Origin of the sequence: Hymenobacter duratus (assembly GCF_014698995.1) — a bacterium.
Lineage (GTDB): Bacteria > Bacteroidota > Bacteroidia > Cytophagales > Hymenobacteraceae > Hymenobacter > Hymenobacter duratus.
This window is the reverse complement of record NZ_JACWZZ010000001.1, coordinates 921,119-940,004: the sequence shown is the minus strand read 5'-3', so window position 1 is coordinate 940,004 and position 18,886 is coordinate 921,119. Positions and strand designations below refer to the sequence as shown.

Here is an 18,886-nt window from a genome sequence, read left to right as displayed (position 1 = left end):
GTGGTGGGTGGGGTGGGACTTCAGAACGTCATGCTGAGCGCAGTCGAAGCATCTCTACCGCTTCGTTGCAAGGCTAGTTGATTTAGCCAGAGGTAGAGATGCTTCGGCTGCGCTCAGCATGACGTTCTTGTTTGATAAGTTCCGCCAGAGTTTCGGCGTACACGCGGTGCTCTACGGCCAGGCCGCGGCGCTCCACTTCGGCCAGGGTATCGGCCCCGCGCAGGTTCACCGGGTGCTGGGCCAAGATGGGGCCGGTATCGAGGCCTTCGTCCACCAGGTGCACCGTGATTTTGGTTTCGGGCAGGCGGTTGTCGAAGGCCCACTCGTAGGCGTGCAGACCCTGATGCTGGTGGGTGTCGGCGGGGTGAATGTTGAGGATGCGGCCCGCAAACGCCCGGATAAATGTGGGCGACAAAATGCGCATGTAGCCGGCCAGCACCACGTAATCGGGCTGGTACTGGCGCAGCACGTCCACCACCTCGGCGTCGAACTCGGCCCGCTTGCGGCCCTGGCTGCTGCGGCTGGCGGTGGGGCAACCCAGCGCGGCAGCCGTGGCCAGTCCGGGCGCATCGGGCACGTTGCTGAACACCACGCCTACTTCAGCCAGGTTCTGCAGCACACCGGCCTGCACGGCCTGCACCAGGGCCACCATGTTGGAGCCCCGGCCTGACAGCAGAATGGCCAGGCGCGCTTTGCGGGAGCTATGGTTACCAGTTGCCTGCAAGGGTCGGTTCCGGCCGCTGGCCGATGTCGGTGCGGATGTATACATCCTGGAAGTTCACTTTTTCTGCTTCGCGGTACACGTGCTGCACGGCGTCCTCCAGCTCCTCGCCGTGGCCCACCAGCACCAGCACCCGGCCACCGTTGGTGACAAGCTCGCCGGTTTCGGTGCGCTTGGTGGCGCCGTGGAAAGCCAGGATGCTGGGGTGCAGCTGGTCGAGGCCGGTGATGGGGAAGCCGGTGGGGAAACTGGCGGCGGGGTAGCCGCCCGAGGCCAGCACCACGCCCACGTAGTGGCCGCGCCGCTGGCGCACCACCGTTTGCTGCAGCGTGCCGTCGAGGGTGGCCTCAATAAGCTCCAGCAGGCTGCTTTCCAGGGCGGGCAGCAGCACTTCGGCTTCGGGGTCACCGAGGCGGGTGTTGTACTCGAGCAGCTTGGGGCCCTGGGGCGTGAGCATGATGCCGAAGTACAAGAAGCCGTTGAAATCGAACTGCTCGTTTTGCAGGCCGCGCAGGGTGGGGTCCACAATGTCGGTGCGGATGGCGGCCAGCACGTTGTCGTCGCAGAAGGGCACGGGGCAGTAAGCGCCCATGCCGCCGGTGTTGGGGCCCTGGTCGCCGGCCAGCAACTGCTTGTGGTCCTGGGAGGGGCTGAGCAGCCGGATGCGGTTGCCGTCGGTGATGCCGATGATGCTGATTTCGGGGCCGATGAGCTTTTCCTCGAGCAGGAAGCTAAACCAGCCGCTGTGCAGGCGGGCCAGGTCGTCGAGGGCGGCGTGGGCTTCTTCTACCGAGGAGCACACGTACACGCCCTTGCCGGCCGCCAGCCCATCGAACTTCACCACTACCTGCCCACTGAGCTCGGTAGCTTTGGCGCGGGCGGCGTCCAGCTTGTCGCTGCGGAAGGGCCAGGCCTGGGCCGTGGCCACGCTGTGGCGGCGCATGAAGTCCTTGCTCCACACCTTGGAGCTTTCCAGCGTAGCTCCGGCCCGGCCCGGCCCAAACACCCGAATGTCGGAGCCCTGGAAGAAGTCGGTGACGCCCGCCGCCAGCGGGGCCTCGGGGCCTACTACCACCAGCTTCACGCCGTGCTCCTGGCAGAAGGCCTGGATGGCCGGGAAGTCGGTGGCGCTGATGTGGGGTTGGCTGTTCGGAATGCCGGCGTTGCCGGGCAGCACGTGCACGGTAGCGCCGTCGCGGGTCAGTTTCCACGCCATGGCGTGTTCACGGGCCCCGCCGCCGAGAAGTACTATGGTTTTTGAATTCGTCACGATGTCGTTCTAGTGTTGGTTCCCGCAGAGGGCGCAGAAGGTTTCGCAGAGGTGCGCAGAGTCGTTCTAACTAATATCGTCAATGGCACTAATTTTCCCGTCGGAAAACAGGAACACCGACTTACCCTGCAGTTGCAGCGTGTCGCCCGCTTTCAGGCCGTTAGGCAAATCTATAGCCGCCACGGCTGAGTAGTCAATGAGCATTTCCACGTAGTTATCGGTTATCTGCCAATCGGTGACCTGCTGCTCTCGTTGAGAGAAATACTGCCTGGCTTGCTCGGCCTGCGCCTGGAACGCTGCCTTACCGTGGATGGTCAGGCTGACTTCGCCGCCGGTTACGTTCCGAAATATTACCTCGTCGTGCAACGGCGCCAGCATACCGGCCACATCGAAGCGGTTATACGCTTCGATGTAATCGACTACCAGCTTTTTCGCCTGCGAGGATTCCATTTCAGATGGTTTCTTTCATGATACCAGCACGCACTAAGTTGCTCACGAGGCGGGCTTGTACGTCGCCACTAGGAGTGGTTTCGTTGCTGGTGGGCAGCGGGGCACCCGTGATACGCTCGTAGATATCGAGGTAGCGGCGGGTGGCTTCGGCAGACACTTCGGGCGTGAGGGCGCGGGGGTATTGGCCGTCCTGCTTGTGGGCAATCAGCCACTGGCGCACGTACTCCTTGTCCATCTGCTCGGCCGTTTCTGGGTTGCGGGCGTAGTCGTCGGCGCTCCAGAACCGCGAGGAGTCGGGCGTGTGGATTTCGTCAATCAGCATCAGCTCCCCGTTCAGCAAGCCAAACTCATACTTGGTGTCCACCAGGATGATGCCGCGCTCGGCCATCCACGCCGAAGCGAAGTTGAACAGCTCCAAAGACTTCACCCGCATCTGCGCGTACAGCTCCTGCGACACCCAGCCTTCCGACACAAGGTTTTCCGGCGTAATCTCGCGGTCCGATTCCTCCTTGGTGGTCGGCGTCACTATGGGCGCGGGGAACTGCTGGTGTTTGGTCAGGCCGTCGGGCACCATCACGCCCGAGAACGTGCGCTGGCCCTGCTGGTAGCCGCGCCACATGGAGCCCGTGAGGTAGTGGCGCACCACCATCTCCACCCGAATCGGCTCAGCCTCTTTAGCTAGCGTCACGTTCGGGTCGGGCAGCGAAATCACGTGGTTCGGGATGATGTGCCGGGTTTTGTCGAACCAGAAGGCCGCCAGCCCGTTCAGCACCGCGCCTTTGTGGGCCACAGGTGTTTCCAGCACCGAGTCGAAGGCCGACAGGCGGTCGGTAACCACAATCAGCCGCTCACCCGACGGGGCACGGAACGAGTCGCGGACTTTCCCCCGGTGCAGGAGTTCGAGCTGAGGCGTGTCGAAATGGTTGAGCGTATTCATTCTGAAATCAATATCCACCGGCCAGGCCGGCAGCTGATGGTTGCGTTAGGATGAAAACTCGTGCGACACCGACGGGGCCGCGGCGGCAGTGGCCTGGGCCTGCACGTGCTCCACAATGTTGCGGAACAGCCACACCCCGTCGCCCTCCTCACTCAGGCCTGGGGTAGCACGCTTGCGCCGGGCCCAGTCGGGGTGGTTATAGAGCGAGAGGAAAGCCTCGGGGTGGGGCATCAGGCCGAACACGCGGCCGGTGGTATCGGTCAGGCCGGCACAGTTGAGGTCGGCACCGTTGGGGTTGAAGGGGTACACGTCGGTGGGGGCCCCGTCGAAGTCGGCGTAGGTGAGGCAGTTCAGGCCGCGGGCCTCAATGGCGGCGCGGGTGGCCTCGTCCTGGATGATGAGGCGGCCTTCGCCGTGGCGCACGGGCACTTCCAGCGTCGTCAGGCCCTTCAGGAAGGGCGTGGTGGCGCGGGGGTTAACGGTGAGCTTCACCCAGCGGTCCTCGTAGCGGCCCGAAGCATTGTGCGTGAGCGTTACTTCGGGCGTGACGGTGCCGCTCAGGTCGGGCAGCAAACCCAGCTTCACCAGCACCTGAAAGCCGTTGCATATACCCAGCACGAACTTGCCACGCGCCACAAACTCCCGGATGTCGTCGAGCAGCGTGCGGCCCTCGGCGTTGCGGCGATAGCGCAGCTTGTTGGCCAGCACCACGCCCGAGCCCAGGTCATCGCCGAAGCTGAAACCGCCGGGGAAATTCAGGATGTCGTAGTCATGGATGCTCACGTGGCCGTGCAACACCTGGTTGAGGTGCACGATGGTGGCCTCTGCCCCTACCAGCCGGTAGGCGGCGGCAAACTCCTCCTCGCAGTTAATGCCAAAACCTGTCAGAATGAGCGCCCGAACTCGTTTTTCGTTGTTCGTTGCTTGTTTTTCGGACTGTTCGGTTTTGCTTTTCAGGGGCTCGGTGGATTCGTGGCCGGGGTCTACGCTCTTGAAGCCGGGCAGCACAATCTGGCCTTCACGGTTCACGATTTCGTGGCCGGGGTCGTCGTGCTGGGGGCGCGGGGGCGTGTGCTGGTCCGGCAGTTGGGGAGTCTGTTCCATGATTAATGCGCGGCTTCGTGGTGGCCGAAGCCGATAATGCGGTTTACGGGACCGTTGGTCCACTCGTGGCGCAGGGCTGCCGTACTGGCCGAAATAACCGGCTGGCCGCCGTAGCGCACGGTCAACTGCCCGTCTTGGGTTACCCGGCCCAGGAGTGTGGCGCGCCCGCCGAAGTGCTGCTCGAAGGCCACCACGTCCTCGGGGGCCACCGTGGCCACAAACCGGGAGTGCGACTCCGAAAACAGCTGCACGTGCACCGGAAGGCCTTCCGGCAGCTCCACCTCAGCCCCAAAGCCGTAGCCGAACGTGGCCTCCGCCAGCGCCACCGCCAGCCCGCCATCCGACAGGTCGTGGCAGCTCTGAATCAGGTTCTGGTCGTTGGCCTCCCCTACCAGCTGGTACAGGGCTTTGGCCTGCTCGAAGCGCACCTGAGGCACATTCGCGCCCAACTCCCCAAAGAGCTGGTAGAACTCCGAGCCGCCCAGCTCATCGTAGGTTTCGCCCAGCAGGTACACCACGTCGTCGGCCTGCTTGAAGTCGGAGGTGATGGTGCGGCGCACGTCCTCGACTTTTGCCGTCATGGAGTATAGCACCGTGGGCGGCACCGAAATCTTCACGCCGTCGGCCTTGAAGTCGTTCTTCATCGAGTCCTTGCCCGAGGTGAGCGGGATGCAGTAGGCCGCCGTGGCGTCGCGCAGGGCCTGGCACATGCGCACCAGCTTGGCCAGCTTCTGCTTGCCATCGGGGTTGCCCACGGGGTCGTACACCGAGTCGGGCACACAGAAGTTGTCGTTGACTGACCAGAAATTGCCGTCGCCGTACGTGAGGTTGGGCAGCTTGCCGCCCACGGCCACAATCTGGCGCACGGCCTCATCGAACGCGCCGGCCGACATATGGTAGGCGTCCAAATCACCGAAGCGGGGCAGAATGCCGTTGCTCACGGCCACGCCTTCCCAGCTCTCAAAGTTGAAGCGCACCACGGCCGCATCCTGTGGGGCCTGGCCGGTAGCGCCCATCAGGGGCTTGATGATGGTGCGGCCCTTCACCTCGTGGTCATACTGCCGAATCACCGACTCGCGGGAGCAGATGTTGAGGCTGCCCAGCAGGCGGGTAAGGGCGTCGGTGTAGTCGGTGGCAGCGGCCAGCGCGGGTTCTTGCGCCGTGGGCTTGCTCCACTCGGCTTCCAGCACTTTGCGCGGCACGCCGTCGTGCAGGAAGTGCATGTCCAGGTGGGCCACCGGCTCACCGGCGAAGCGCACGTCGAGGTAGCCGTCGGAGGTGAAGTAGCCGATGTCGGTCAACTCCACTTCCATTTCCCGGCCCAAGGCCAGCAGCTCGTCCAGCTTGGCGGGCTCCACGGCCAGCGAAAACCGCTCCTGCGACTCCGACACGAAGATTTCCCAGGGTCGCAGGCCGGGGTACTTCAGCGGCACCTTTTCCAGCTCCACCACGGCCCCGCAGCTGATGGTAGCCAGCTCGCCGATACTCGACGACAAGCCGCCCGCGCCGTTGTCGGTGCTGCACTTGATGAGGCCGCGTCGCGTGGCCAGGATCAGGAAGTCCATGGCCAGCTTCTGCGTGATGGGCGAGCCAATCTGCACAGCCGTGGCGGGCGAGGTTTCGTCTAATTCGATAGAAGAAAACGTCGCGCCGTGGATGCCGTCCTTGCCTACCCGGCCGCCGGCCATGATGATGCGGTCCTGCGGGTCGATGTTCTTCTCCCACGAGTCCAGCCCGGCCAGCTGCATGGGCATCACGGCCCCGGTGCCGCAGTACACCAGCGGCTTGCCGGCGTACCGGTCATCAAACACGATGCTGCCGTTCACGGTGGGCACGCCCGACTTGTTGCCGCCGTCCTCGATGCCCTTGCGTACGCCCTCAAAAATGCGGCGCGGGTGCAACTGGTTGCTCAGCAGCGTGCCGTTGAACTCGGGGTTACCGAAGCACAGCACGTTGGTGTTGAACAAGAGCCGCGCGCCCCCGATGCCGGTGGCCAGCGGGTCGCGGTTGTTGCCCAGAATGCCGGTAATGGCCCCGCCGTAAGGGTCGATGGCCGAGGGCGAGTTGTGGGTCTCCACCTTCCACACAAACAACGACTCGGGGTTAATGCGCACGGCCCCGGCGTTGTCGGAGAATACTTTAATCAGCCAGTCGTTGCCGTTGGCGCGCAGCTGGCGGTCCACCTCGGCGGTGGCGTCTTTGATATAGGTTTTGAACAGGGAATCTACTTCGAACTCCTCGCCTGTGTCGGCATCCTTATACTTGATCAGGGCCGAAAACTCCTTGTGCTTGCAGTGCTCCGACCACGTCTGGGCAATGATTTCCAGCTCGCAATCCGTCGGGTCCTGGGGCAGGCCGGCGGCCTGGCGCTCTTCCCGGATGCTGGTGTAATGGTCACGCACGGCGCGCATTTCCTCCAGGTTCAGGGCGTAAAGGTTGTCTTTCGACAGCTTCAGCAGCGCCTCATCCGAGAGGCCCACCAGCCCCACCGTCTCCGTAACAGATTCGGCCCCACCGCCCGGCCGCGGCGTGTAGTCGCGGATCTGGGCAATGGGGCCGACTTCGAAGCGGTTGATGAGCTTGTTGCCCAGCAGCTCCTGCGCAAGCTGGCGCAGACTACTTTCGGGCAGGGCTTCTTCCAAGAAGTAAAGCCGTTTCGAGAAGATGTGCTGGGTATGGGTGTCGAGCGGCTCGTTGAGGAAGTCGCCGAGGGCGTTCTGGGCCGAAATACCTTCGTCGTCGGTGACGCCAGGCAGCTTGGCAACGAGGATGTAGCTCTGGTAGGGGGCGCCGTGGCGGAACTCGTCGAGGGCTACCTCGTGCAGTACTGGGTCCTGGAGGCAGTGGGTGGCGAAGTCGCGCAGCTGCTGGTCGGTGAGGGGGTAGCGCACCGTGTAGAGGGCGGTGCTTTGCACGCGGCCGGTGTGCAGGCCGAGGTGGCGGTGGGCCGCTTCGGCTACGCGCTGGCCCTCGCCGTCGTGTTGGCCGGGCTTAAGCAGCAGCTGTATGGTTCTTTGGGGAGATTCCAAAAGAGGGAGGTTTGTCTATTTTTCGGGTTTCCCACGCCTGGCGAAATTGCCATCGTGAGGAAGCATACCCGCCCGGGGTACGCCGAAAATGCCTTGCCGCGGGGCCGGTTGCCGCCGTCGGTAGGTTTAAGAAAACGCTTTATCGGGCCGACTGCCCGGTTTCACCACCGGAATGTTTGCCCGGCACAGCGGGCACTCATCGGGTGCGTAGGTAGCCGCCGTTACCGGCAGCAGGGCAAAGTTCGGAAAAGAAAGGTCAGCTTTCCCACTGGTGCGGTCAATTAAACTGGCCACGGCCAAAACTTTTGCGCCCAGGCTCGTCAGTACCCGCGCTACCTCGTTGGTGCTCTTGCCGGTAGTCACCACGTCCTCGGCAATGATAATTTTCTGGCCAGACTCGATGGTAAAGCCGCGCCGCAGCGTCATTTGGCCCGCGTCGTCGCGCTCCGTGAAAATGCCGGGCACGCCCAGCTGCCGGGCCAGCTCGTAGCCAATCACCACGCCGCCCATGGCCGGTCCCACCACCACATCGGGCTGCAAGCCGGCTTCCCGAATCCGGCGGGCCAGCTCAGCCGCGGCCGGCGCGGCCAAATCGGGGCGGCGCAGAAACCGGGCGCACTGCACGTAGGTATCGGAATGCAGGCCCGACGACAGCCGGAAGTGCCCGCGCAGCAGCGCATCTTCCTGCAACAACTGCTGCTCCAGGGTTTCGGGGGTGAAAGTGGTTTGGGGGGAAGTCAAGGGAAGCACTATATAGGGTAAGGTGTGAAAAGGAAGATGGTCGGAACGATGTAGAGACGCAATATTTTGCGTCTCTGCGTTGAACGACTGGGAGCGTGCGGCTCTAACAACATCAGTACGTCTAGCTGCTAACCGACTGGAATCATACAGCTCAAACAACATCAGCAACGACGAGACGCAAAATATTGCGTCTCTACACCGCCATCGGCCGCAGCTGATGCATCTGCTCCACCAGTTCCCGGGCGGCGGCAGCGGCATCTTCGGCTTGCCACAACGCGCGGGAGGTATTAATGAGCAGGCCAGAACCATCGGGGCGTAGGCCGGCGCGGAGGGTGGCGGCAAGGTCGCCGCCCTGGGCGCCTACACCAGGCACCAGAAACCACTGTTCGGGGCAGAGGGCACGCATGCGGGCTACGGCCTCGGCGTTGGTGGCGCCTACCACCAGCCCAATGCCGCCGTGCGCTTCATCGAGCTTGCGGGCAATGGTGGCCGCGCAATCCGACAGGCTGCCGCCGCGAGTGAGGGCCACATCCTGCAAGGAGTGGGCAGGCTTGTTCGAGGTTTTAGCCAGCGCAAACACCAGCTTGCCGGGCCGGGCGAAGGGCACAATGGCGTCGTCGCCCATGTAGGGGTTCACCGTCACACCGTCGGCCCCGATGATGTCGTAAGCAAAGCGGGCGTAGTGGTCGGCGGTGTTGGCAATGTCGCCGAACTTGCCATCCAGAATCACCGGAATGCCTTCCGGCACGCGTTGCACGGTTTCGCGCAGCAGCTGCACCCCGTTTTCCCGGCTCAGGAAGAAGGCCAGATTAGGCTTGAAAGCAGCGGCATATTCGCTGGTCTGATCAACGACTTCGCCCAGCCGGCGCGCTACCTGTGCGTCGTCGCCTACCGGGTCGAGGCCCACACAAAGCAGGCTATTGGCCGCCTGAACGCGGTTGAGAAGTTTTTGCATGAGGTGGGTTGTAGCGCGAAGCCTTTGCTTCGCGGAGGGTGGCTGATACTGAACGATGCGCCCGACAACGGGTCAACTACACGCGAGGCCAAGGCCTCGCGCTACGATGTTACTGGCTCACAGGCATCAGGTGCCCGCACTCGGCGGCCAAGCGGGCAGAGAGGCCGGGCTCCAGCCATTCGCCGCTGGCAATCTGCACGGCGGAGGCACCGCAGCGCAAATAATCGGTTACGTGGCTGGCCGTAAACACGCCGCCCGTTCCGAAGATGGGCAGCGTAATCCGCTCATCGTGGGCCAGTTCCCACACACAGCGCAGCGCCACCGGCCGCAGTGCTTCTCCCGACAATCCCCCGACCATCGGCGCGGCCGTGGCGTCGTCGGGCAGGTGCAGGGCTTTGAGCAGGTTGGTGGCGGCCAAGGCATCTGCCCCGCCTTCCTGGGCTCCCAGCGCCAGTCCCCGGATGTGCTCGGGCCACGGTGGCAGCTTCACGATGACGGCGGCCGCGGGGCCCAACTCGTTACGCACGGCCTGGGTGGCGTCGCGCACAAACTGCGCGGTCAGCTCCTCGCCTTTCCCAGCATCGGGCTGGGCGATGTACACTTCTACGCCGGCAATCAAGTCGGCGGTTTCGCGGGCTAGGAAGCGGGCAATTTTGCGGAAGCCGGGGATGCCGGGGGCCGTGATGCTCACGAACACCGGTACGCCGTAGCGGCGCAGGTTGGGCAAGTGCTCCTGCACCAGAATCTCGGCGCTTTCGGTGCGCATGTGGGTGGCGTTGAGCAAGGTCTGCTCGTTAACCTGCCAGATGCCTTCCTCGTAGAGCCCGGGCTGGGGCTCCATCGTGACGGTGCGGGTGAAGATGGCTCCCAGCCGCTCGTAGCCTGCGCCTTCCAGCTGCCAGCTGGCGGCAGCCAGACACACCGGGTTCCGCAGCGTAAGTTGTCCGAGTTGCATAGATTCTGGAAATAGAAAAATCCATCGGTTGGCAAGGAACACTCCCCTGCTGTTCGTCAGGACTAGGTTTAAACAAAACATACCGCCCGAAACGGGGTGGTCAACCACGGACCGACTTGCGCCAGAATCCCCTCTGATCTTCCATCACCCCGTTGGTCGAGCCACCCCTACCCGGCCTCCGGAGCCGGGTTTTGTCGGGAATGTTTTAGCGCAACACAACCATCCGCCTGGGTTCCGTGTTCAGGGGCACGTTGCGGGTGGCAACAGAAGCGCCGGCGACCATCTGCTGGGCAAGGGTGGTGTCGTTCATGAGCGGTATCGGATGGGATGAGAAGATTAGAAAAGGCTGGGGTAGCGGCTGGTTTCGGCGCTGTCGACTGAGTGAGCCGGGCACAAAAAAACCGCTTCGAAAACGGAAGCGGTGAAAAAAGCAAAACCAACAGAGCCGGAAAAATCAACGGGGGAAATGACCTTCCGGTCATCTCGCAGGACAGCGTTTCGCTCAGTCCCACGCTTCATCAAACAATATTGATTCAGTTGAAGCACGACCCAAAAGTACCACTCCGCTCTATTGCCACCAAATACTATTCTCACTTTTTTTCTGAGAAAATTTTGTCTCCCCTTATCCAGCCCACTTTTTCACCCAACTACACCTACAGTTGTACATCATAACATTCCGCTGACTATCAATCACTTTGGCGGAGCGCATTTTTCATGACGCATGCCATCATTCCTGCTTACCTTTGCTACTGCTTACTATCGTCTTCCTGCAGCAGGCAACAGACGACATGCTGATTCATAAAAATAATACTATTTTTGCCGAAATACCACGACTAAGTATTCGGCCCTTCAGAATAGTCTTTTTGCGGTGCAACTCTACAGCCTGATCCGGGTATATACCGGACGTCGGCCTTCTTGCTAAAGTCATACCTTACTTCACCAAGCACAATTGAAGAGGTGGCAGGAAGTGTGTCACTGGTTTCTCTGCTTTCAATCCCTTCCCCATGAAAAAAGTAGTACTCAGTTTTGTGATTGGCAGTATCCTAAGCCTGGCCCTGCCTGCACAGGCCCAGGATACCGCAATGCCTGTCAGCTACACGGAACGGGTAGCGGACGAGGAGCCCGACCAGACAGTATTGTTCCGGCGCGCCTCCGACTGGGTGGAAAACCATTTCTCGTACTCGCCTAAAAAGGTAATCAGCACTGATGCGGTGAAAGGCGAGTTGCGGGCGGAGGGCACGGTGAAAGTTAAAACCGCGACTACCTCGGGGCAGCTCCAGGAACTACCTGTCCGGTTCGAATTCGTATTTCATACGCTCGCCTCCGGCTACGACTACAGCGTGGGCCAGCTACGGATAGCCTCGGACCCTAAAAAGCCCGAAGAAACCGTGCCTTTCGAGGAATTTGTAGCTCAACTCGCCGCGGACCGGACCAATGCCCGCACGCACAACGACCGTCGGATAACTGCTCAGGCCAGTTCGCTGACCAGCGAAATTGCCATGTCGTTTCGTTCTTACATGAACAGCCGGCCGGCGGCCGGTGCCATCGAATAAGCCAACTGCCAGCTCATGAGAAGCCCCCGGCCTTTCCGAATGAGGAAACGCCGGGGGCTTTTTGCCATACAATAGCCTTTCAACTCAGAGTGCCTGCGGAAGCACTGCAGTAGCCGGCCGGGCATAAATGCAGAGAGCCGCGTTGCAGCGCGGCTCTCCATCCTCTTCACATTTCCCACTTACTTCACTCACTACAAAGGTACGTGATGAGCAGCCGGGAAGTTGAAGCGAAAGTCAGAATAACAGAATGTTAATATACTTCCTAACTCCGTGATCCTCAGAATCAGGCTTGCCATTACAGCTTCCGGCAAAACGGCGGATGCCGGTAAGCGCCGGATCCTAAAACCGTTGAGCCAGGCAAAACCCGACTAGTTGGTGGGGCCGGTATCTACCCGTGACTCGATGGTGTTTTGTACGGTAGTGCTTACCGCTGACAGCAGGTTGTAGCCCGTTGCCTGCTCAATAGCATCGACGGAGGTGCGGTAGGTGCCCCAGCTTGTGTTCAGGGAGTTTTCGTTGGGCGTATTGATGGCAATGACGCGGGTGCTGCTCGTAACGCGGCTGGCGTCGCCGGAACCGTTGGGCAGCACCACCACCACCTTCCAGCAACGCGCCGGCACGGTAATCTTGCCGCTGGCCACGGTGGTAGCGTAGCCGTTGGAGCCTGTGCCGCCTTTGCCATAGCTGCCACAGATGATATAAAGCTCATTGCCCGCATCAACGAGCGTCCGGCAGTAGCTTTCCAGGCTTGCCCAGGTACGCTGGTTGTTGTTCGGGGCCTGGGGCATCATGTTCGACATCAGGAAGGTGGCCGAATTGTCGGCTACGGAGCCGGTGCGGTCGGCGCTGGGGCAGTTGTGGCCACGGTCGAAGCCGGAGCCGCTGTAGCTGCTGCTGCTGGCTTTGAACCAGCCGGAGGGCAGCGCATTATCGGGAGCGAAATTATCCTGGCGGGGTGTGCTGCCCAGCCAAGCGCTGCTCAGGTGCCAGCTAACCCAGTTCGGCACAGCCCGGTCGCGGTGATATGACATGGTGAACTGAGGTTTTACGAGCAGGTAGTTCCAGTACTGGCTGACATCGGCAACGGCACCGCTGGGGTTGCCAAGCGCCAGGTTGCCGTCGCGGGTGGCGCTGGCATCCGACGACTGTACGGCAGTGCCGGCCTGCGGAGCAGGCAGTTCGTCTTTGGCACACGACGCGGCCAGCGCCAGAAGCAGCCCCCACGCGAGGAACCGGGTAGTTGAATGGGTCATGGAAAGGAAGGGGAAAGTGGAACGGAAAGCCAGCAGAAGATGGGGCAGCCACCGGTGGCCGCACCTACCACAAAGGTGCGACGCAGCAGGCAGCGGCAACAGCAAGGAATATTATCATTCTGTTGCTATGTCTGGATTCTACTTATTTCTGACGAATACTAGGCAGAAAATACCAATATTCTGACCAGCAGCCATAATCCTGTACGACACCCCTATACTCCCTGCTTTCCTCTACTTAGAAAAATCAACAGTCATATAGTTGTATTTATATTTTTAAGCATGGTTCTTGTGCATGCCATTGTTTTTCCACTCATATCTTTTATCTCATGATGAAACGCCTACCCTTCCTCTTCCTGGCCGCTCTGCTGTTGCTACGGTTTCCCGCGGTACAGGCTTCTCACTTCCTCGGCGGTGACCTGACCTATGAGGCCCTTGGCAACAACCGCTACAAGCTGGTTCTCACCGTATTTCGTGATTGTAGCGGGGTTGCGGTCTACAGTAATGCTACGTTCACATGCCGCTCGACGGGCTGCGTTACAACGGGCCCGGGTGTTATTACGTCGGTTGCGCCGCTTCTGAGCTCTACGGTTGGCTCGCCTTATTGCCCCAGTGCCACAGGAGGCCCGAGCCCTTGCGGATCTGGCTTACCCGTGAATACGGAACTGGCCCGCTACGAAACCATCGTGACCCTAAACCCGGCCACGGAATGGCGTATCAGCGTAACGGATAACGCCCGGCCCGACCTGGCAAATATCATGGGCAATACGGACATGTACTACGAGGCAACCCTCAACAATATGGGCGCCGGCCAGGTACTGGAGAATCATTCCCCGGTGTTTGCTACCCAGGCTCTGCAGTTTGTCGGCTGGAAGCTGCCCACCACACTCAGCCACCTGGCTTTTGATGCCGATGGTGATTCGCTGGTTTATTCTCTGGACCGCCCGATGCTGGGCTGCAGTACGCCGGCTACCTACCTGCCCGTTTCTGCTGGCGGCATCATAGACCTGTCGGACACGAACGGTGGTGTGCCGTGTGTAGCAACGCTGCCTACCACCTTGTCTACTTACAGTCCCACTTACCCCCTCTCCTCCTTTTCGTTTACGGGGGCTTGCCCGGTAAAAACGGCGACGCCCAGCTTCATCTTCAACCCCGCCATGGGTTCTATGTCGTTCACGCCTTACCTGTTTATTGCGGGTACCTCTACTGCGCAGCAGGCCCAGAACAAGTACGCGGTGGTAGTGAAGGTAGATGAGTACCGCCGTATGCCCAACAACACCTATTTCCACATCGGCAGTGTAAGGCGCGACATGATTTTCATTGTCTCAAACTGTGGAATCAACCAGAATCCGAGCCTTGCCCCGATTACAATTAACGGCACGAGCCAGGCAGCCAGCGCCGTTATTCCTGTGACAGCCGGCCGGCTCATCAGCCTGAATCTGGCAGGCACCGACCCCAATTCCGGTCAGATTCTGACGCTCACTAGCAATGCGGAGCAAACACTCCCGAATTCCGAATTTACACCTTCGGCTCCTGGCATGCAGCCTACTGCCCAACTGAACTGGCTACCCCCGGCCACCCTGCGGCCCGGCTTGTACTACTGCACTGTTACTACCACAGACAATGCCTGTCCCATCAAAGGCGTAACCCAGCAGACGCTCACCTTCCGCGTCACGAACACAACGCTGGCTACTTCAACCGCCACCGCCAAAGCAGTAACGACTTTGGCCGCTGTGCCTACGCCATTCTCAGGCCAGGTAAGCTTCCGGCTGGCTCAGGCTGGCGTGCAAGACGTAACTATATTCGACCGGCTCGGCCGGCAGGTAGCAACGCTGCGCAGCGCCGCTACCGGGGAAGTAACATGGCAGCCTGCCGCTTCGGTTGCGCCCGGCCTATATCTGGCCCGCACTGCCGATGGCCGCCAAGTGGCCCGCCTGCTCCGCTCCGACACAGAATAGCCGACAGTGCTACATAGAAAAAGGCCCGCCGGTGGTACCGACGGGCCTTTTTGCCTTCTAAACGAACGAGGCAGCCGGAGTGCTAGCGCCCTGTCACGACCAGGCGCTGGCTGCCCAACTTCTGGCCCTGGCTGCCGGTCAGCACCACGTTGTAAAGGCCAGCGGGCAGAACCTCACCTTGCAGGCTCATCACTGCCTTGGAAGCAGGCATCTGGCGCAGCAGCTTTCCCTGAGTATCATAGATTTTCAAGAGGCCAGGCGCATTCTCGCCGAAAGCCTGCAACTCAATAGTCACCGCGTCGGAGCTGGCAGCAGGATTGGGGTACACGGCCAGCACCTCGGCTTTGGATGGATTCAGCGTTACTACTGCCACCGGAGAAAACTGGCTGGTGCCATCGGTATCAACCTGCCGCAGACGGTAGTAGAGCGTAGCCGCCCCTGCTTTGCCGGCTGTTTCGTCGCGGAAGCTGTAGGAGCGGCCCGTGCTGCTACCGGCTCCTTCTACCCGGCCTACCGCTTTGAAACCATCTTTGGCCTGAAGTGCCCGCTCCACCAGGAAATAGCTGTTGTTAGTTTCGGACGCCGTTCTCCAGGCAACATCTACTGCCACCCCCGATGCCTTGGCATCGAAAGCAGCCAGCTCGACCGGCAGCGGGCCGGGGGCCGTGATGGTCAGCGGGAAGCCATTGGGACGGTCTTCGGCAAAGGCATACAGAATGCGGGTGCGGTCGAATACCGACAGCGTGGTGTTGATTTCTATTTCTACCCGCTGGAAATTCTGCGTCGTATTGAAATACACTTCGGTATTCCCGTTGGTCAGCAAACCCTGCGAAAGCAGCGACGCCCCGCTAGCTGTTTCCAGCAACCGGTTGTTGCTGTCGTAGGTGCGAATGGTGATGTCGTTGAGCAGCTGCGTATTCAACAGCCCGGCACCTGTGTTCAGCACTACGCCAGCAGCATTGCCCGCCTGGCCACTACCGTTGAGGTTCACGCGCACAGCATTCGAAGTCAGTACCCCTACTACACTGGTCCTGATTTCGGCATAATCAGTGAGGCTAGCATTGGCTATGTTTTGCGGATTCTGAATGCTACCGCTCCCCGAATACGAGACCTGGCCGGCGGCGCCACTCGAGAAGTCTGAGCGCACTGGGGTCTGGTCCTTGAACACGCCGGGCTCCAGGCCAAAGCCATAGTACACTTCCAGGCCATCGAGCACGCTCAACCCGCTGCTGCGCGTCAGCTTCACCTCATCAAACGCCCGATTTGTCGGGAAGCTGATCTGATACTGGTCGTTGGGCAGCGCCGTTACCGTAAGCAACTCCAGACCAGTGACACTTTCCCGTGGCTCGCCATTCAGGTATGTGGTGAGGCGCAGCCCGCCCAGCAGACTGATATCGGCAAGGCCTTGTTTGCCTACTACAAACCCGGCATAGTAGCCGCCCGGCACGCCGTTTTCCAGCTTTACTTTCAGGGAGTTGGGGCAGCTGACGCCCAGTACCGAGTTGAAGGTCGCATAGTTGGTCAGAGAAGCATCGGCCGCGAAGGACGGGTTCTGCACGCCGGAATTAACGCAGACACTCACGCCATTATCCACAACCTCCGTGCTGTAATTCACACCGGCAGCCGGACTCGGAAAGCGCGACACCACTCCTGTGGCTGTTTCTACCACGTTGGCATCTACCCCGTAGGCATAGTACACCCGAATATCATAGTCGACACCTACCAGCGAGGTGGCTATAATTTCCAGATGGTCGAATTCCTCTTTCGCGACAAACTCCAGGCGTCCCGGAGCGCCCGAGCCGAGCACTGTGCTGGCCAGAGACGTGACCGTCAGAGACTCTTTCTCGGTTGTGCCGTCGTACGTCTTGATTCTGATAGGACCAATTGCCGACAGGATGCTGCTGGAGCCGATTACAAAGCCGGCGCGCGAATTCTTCAGCACCCGGCCCGACATTCGTACGTTGACTCCAACCGGTACAACTCCCAATCCCAGCAAGGGCAGGTTGAGGGTAGCATAATCGGTAAAGTCATTGTTTGAGGCCCTGTTCCTAAACGAAACTGAGCCACAGGTAAGGGGTAGCCCACATGAAACTATTTCTTGTGCTGATCCTGTGCCATAGACGGCGGGCCTGGCGGCCATGCTGGTAGCGGTGCCTAGCAGCAGCCATAAAGCTGCCAGCGCGAGTATGCGGGAGTAGTAGGTGCGTTCCATAGTAGAGCAGAATATTCTCCGGTACCAATCCGAAGAGGGTTATTTCTGCTTGTACAATACAGCTGCCATTGAACATTTTCAAATTATACTTTCTGATAATCAGTCACTTATTAATATAATTAAAATTATATATTTTCCCAATTGTAGATTACTCTTCCCATTTAGAGAAAATATGGCAAAGCCCGTTTTTCCCCGCTATACTCGCACTCCGCCTCCATCCACCCCTACCTGAGCTATTGAAAACTGTATAATTGGCCCAAAACACTCTCCCAACGCGCGTTACTTCAGCAATTGGCAGGTGCTTCTGCTATCCGATTATACAGGCAACGGCAGGCTAAGCCCTTCTGATTCAAATGTCTGTTTCTTCCGCTGTTCATATTTTTATTGTCGAGGACAATGCCTGGTACGGCGAGCTTCTTGAGTACAAGCTTGCCCAGAACCCCGACTACCAGGTGCAGCGCTTCACTACTGCCCAAGCCTGCCTCGACCATCTGGGCGAAAAGCCCGACCTGATTACGCTGGACTACTCGCTGCCCGATGGCAAAGGCGACCAGGTACTGCGCCAGATTAAGGAGCGGCTGCCTGAGGTGGCTGTCATCATTATTTCGGGCCAGGAAGATGTGCGCACCGCCATTGGGCTGTTGCGCCAGGGTGCGTATGACTACCTGGTGAAGGACGAAGAGACAGCCGACCGTCTCTGGAACTCCGTTGGGAATGTGCGCAAACAACTGCAGCTACGCCGTGAAAACGAGCGTTTGCGTGAGCAGATTGGCATGAAATACGAGCCGGGCCGCGCCATTCTGGGCAGCAGCCCTCAGATGCAGCAGCTCAGCACCCTCATCGAAAAAGCTGCGCGCACCAATATCACCGTGTCGCTGAGCGGCGAAACTGGCACTGGCAAGGAACTGGTGGCCAAAGCCATTCATTATTTATCGCCCCGCCGCGAGCAGGCATTCGTGGCTGTAAACGTAGCAGCCATTCCGCGGGAGCTGCTGGAAAGTGAGCTGTTCGGCCATGAGAAAGGGGCGTTTACGGGAGCTATCAGCCGCCGCATCGGGCGGTTTGAGGAAGCCCACCGCGGCACCCTGTTTCTCGATGAAATTGCCGAAATGCCACTGGACCTGCAGGCCAAGCTGCTGCGAGTGCTGCAGGAACGGGAGGTAATGCGGGTGGGCGGCGGCCAGCCCATTGCATTCGACGCCCGTCTGATGGTAGCCACCCACCATGATCTGGCAGAGCAGGTACAGAAGGGCCGTTTCCGCGAAGACCTGTACTACCGGCTGCTGGGCCTGCCGATTGTGCTACCGCCTCTGCGCGAGCGGGGCCAGGATATCCTGATGCTGGCAGAGTCATTCCTGAGTGATTTCTGCCACCAGAATAAAATGACTCCCTGCCGCCTTTCTGATGAGGCTCGCAACCTGCTGCTGCGCTACCCCTTCCCGGGCAACGTGCGCGAATTGAAAGCCATTATAGAGCTGGCGGCGGTGCTGGCCGAGCAGGACACCATTCTGCCCCAGGACCTGTCGTTGCGCATACAGGGCAGCAGCACCAACGGGCAGGCGCCAGCCGCCGAGTCGCTGCGGACTCAGATAGCGGCCATTGTGCAGCGCTATTTAGATGCACACCAAGGGAATATTATGCAGGTTGCCGACAAGCTGCAAATCGGGAAGTCTACTATTTATCGTATGGCTCAGAACAACGAGGTGCGGTTGCGCTAATGTTGTGCAGGCGTGCCGCTGACATTCAGGCTG

The 18,886-nt window shown here is 60.2% G+C and carries 14 protein-coding genes; 3 read left to right on the top strand and 11 right to left on the bottom strand.

Annotation, left to right across the window (positions count from 1 at the left end):
• Positions 1-82 precede the first annotated feature (82 nt).
• The 9 genes from purN to IC231_RS03835 form a co-directional block, all read right to left on the bottom strand.
• Positions 83-724, bottom strand: coding sequence for a phosphoribosylglycinamide formyltransferase (gene purN, locus IC231_RS03875; RefSeq protein ID WP_211538844.1), 642 nt, complete (start codon positions 722-724; stop codon positions 83-85).
• On the bottom strand, positions 708-1,991 hold the full coding sequence (purD, locus tag IC231_RS03870) for a phosphoribosylamine--glycine ligase (RefSeq protein ID WP_317173251.1): 1,284 nt from the start codon (positions 1,989-1,991) through the stop codon (positions 708-710). Before purD ends, purN begins: the two co-directional genes overlap by 17 nt.
• Positions 1,992-2,057: 66 nt before the next feature.
• On the bottom strand, positions 2,058-2,441 hold the full coding sequence (locus IC231_RS03865) for a nuclear transport factor 2 family protein (RefSeq protein WP_190783274.1): 384 nt from the start codon (positions 2,439-2,441) through the stop codon (positions 2,058-2,060).
• A 1-nt stretch (position 2,442) separates the two neighbouring features.
• Positions 2,443-3,378 carry a phosphoribosylaminoimidazolesuccinocarboxamide synthase gene (locus IC231_RS03860; RefSeq protein ID WP_190783273.1) on the bottom strand — a complete coding sequence of 312 codons (936 nt, stop codon included), beginning with the start codon at positions 3,376-3,378 and terminating at the stop codon, positions 2,443-2,445.
• A gap of 45 nt (positions 3,379-3,423) precedes the next feature.
• Complete coding sequence (locus IC231_RS03855; RefSeq protein ID WP_190783272.1) at positions 3,424-4,482, bottom strand: phosphoribosylformylglycinamidine synthase subunit PurQ; 1,059 nt, start codon at positions 4,480-4,482, stop codon at positions 3,424-3,426.
• A 2-nt stretch (positions 4,483-4,484) separates the two neighbouring features.
• Positions 4,485-7,511, bottom strand: a complete 3,027-nt coding sequence (locus tag IC231_RS03850; protein ID WP_190783271.1) for a phosphoribosylformylglycinamidine synthase subunit PurL — start codon at positions 7,509-7,511, stop codon at positions 4,485-4,487.
• Between the two features lie 126 nt (positions 7,512-7,637).
• A complete protein-coding gene (pyrE, locus tag IC231_RS03845; RefSeq protein WP_190783270.1) occupies positions 7,638-8,252 on the bottom strand; it encodes an orotate phosphoribosyltransferase in 615 nt (204 codons plus the stop codon).
• A gap of 193 nt (positions 8,253-8,445) precedes the next feature.
• Complete coding sequence (gene pyrF, locus IC231_RS03840) at positions 8,446-9,207, bottom strand: orotidine-5'-phosphate decarboxylase (RefSeq protein ID WP_190783269.1); 762 nt, start codon at positions 9,205-9,207, stop codon at positions 8,446-8,448.
• 109 nt (positions 9,208-9,316) lie between these two features.
• Positions 9,317-10,162 carry a dihydroorotate dehydrogenase gene (locus IC231_RS03835; RefSeq protein ID WP_190783268.1) on the bottom strand — a complete coding sequence of 282 codons (846 nt, stop codon included), beginning with the start codon at positions 10,160-10,162 and terminating at the stop codon, positions 9,317-9,319.
• A 1,004-nt stretch (positions 10,163-11,166) separates the two neighbouring features.
• Between IC231_RS03835 and IC231_RS03830 the strand changes: the two genes are divergently transcribed.
• On the top strand, positions 11,167-11,715 hold the full coding sequence (locus tag IC231_RS03830; RefSeq protein ID WP_190783267.1) for a DUF4468 domain-containing protein: 549 nt from the start codon (positions 11,167-11,169) through the stop codon (positions 11,713-11,715).
• A 368-nt stretch (positions 11,716-12,083) separates the two neighbouring features.
• On the opposite strand, the gene IC231_RS03825 is transcribed toward IC231_RS03830, so the two are convergent.
• On the bottom strand, positions 12,084-12,968 hold the full coding sequence (locus IC231_RS03825; RefSeq protein ID WP_190783266.1) for a DNA/RNA non-specific endonuclease: 885 nt from the start codon (positions 12,966-12,968) through the stop codon (positions 12,084-12,086).
• Between the two features lie 650 nt (positions 12,969-13,618).
• Between IC231_RS03825 and IC231_RS03820 the strand changes: the two genes are divergently transcribed.
• The gene (locus tag IC231_RS03820) at positions 13,619-14,923 is read left to right on the top strand and encodes a hypothetical protein (RefSeq protein WP_190783265.1); all 1,305 of its coding nucleotides are present in this window, start codon (positions 13,619-13,621) and stop codon (positions 14,921-14,923) included.
• Positions 14,924-15,005: 82 nt separating this feature from the next.
• On the opposite strand, the gene IC231_RS03815 is transcribed toward IC231_RS03820, so the two are convergent.
• The gene (locus tag IC231_RS03815) at positions 15,006-16,910 is read right to left on the bottom strand and encodes a T9SS type A sorting domain-containing protein (protein ID WP_190783264.1); all 1,905 of its coding nucleotides are present in this window, start codon (positions 16,908-16,910) and stop codon (positions 15,006-15,008) included.
• 578 nt (positions 16,911-17,488) lie between these two features.
• Here IC231_RS03815 and IC231_RS03810 point away from each other — a divergent pair.
• Positions 17,489-18,853: a sigma-54-dependent transcriptional regulator gene (locus IC231_RS03810; RefSeq protein ID WP_190783263.1), complete on the top strand. Its 1,365-nt coding sequence runs from the start codon at positions 17,489-17,491 to the stop codon at positions 18,851-18,853.
• Positions 18,854-18,886: the final 33 nt, after the last annotated feature.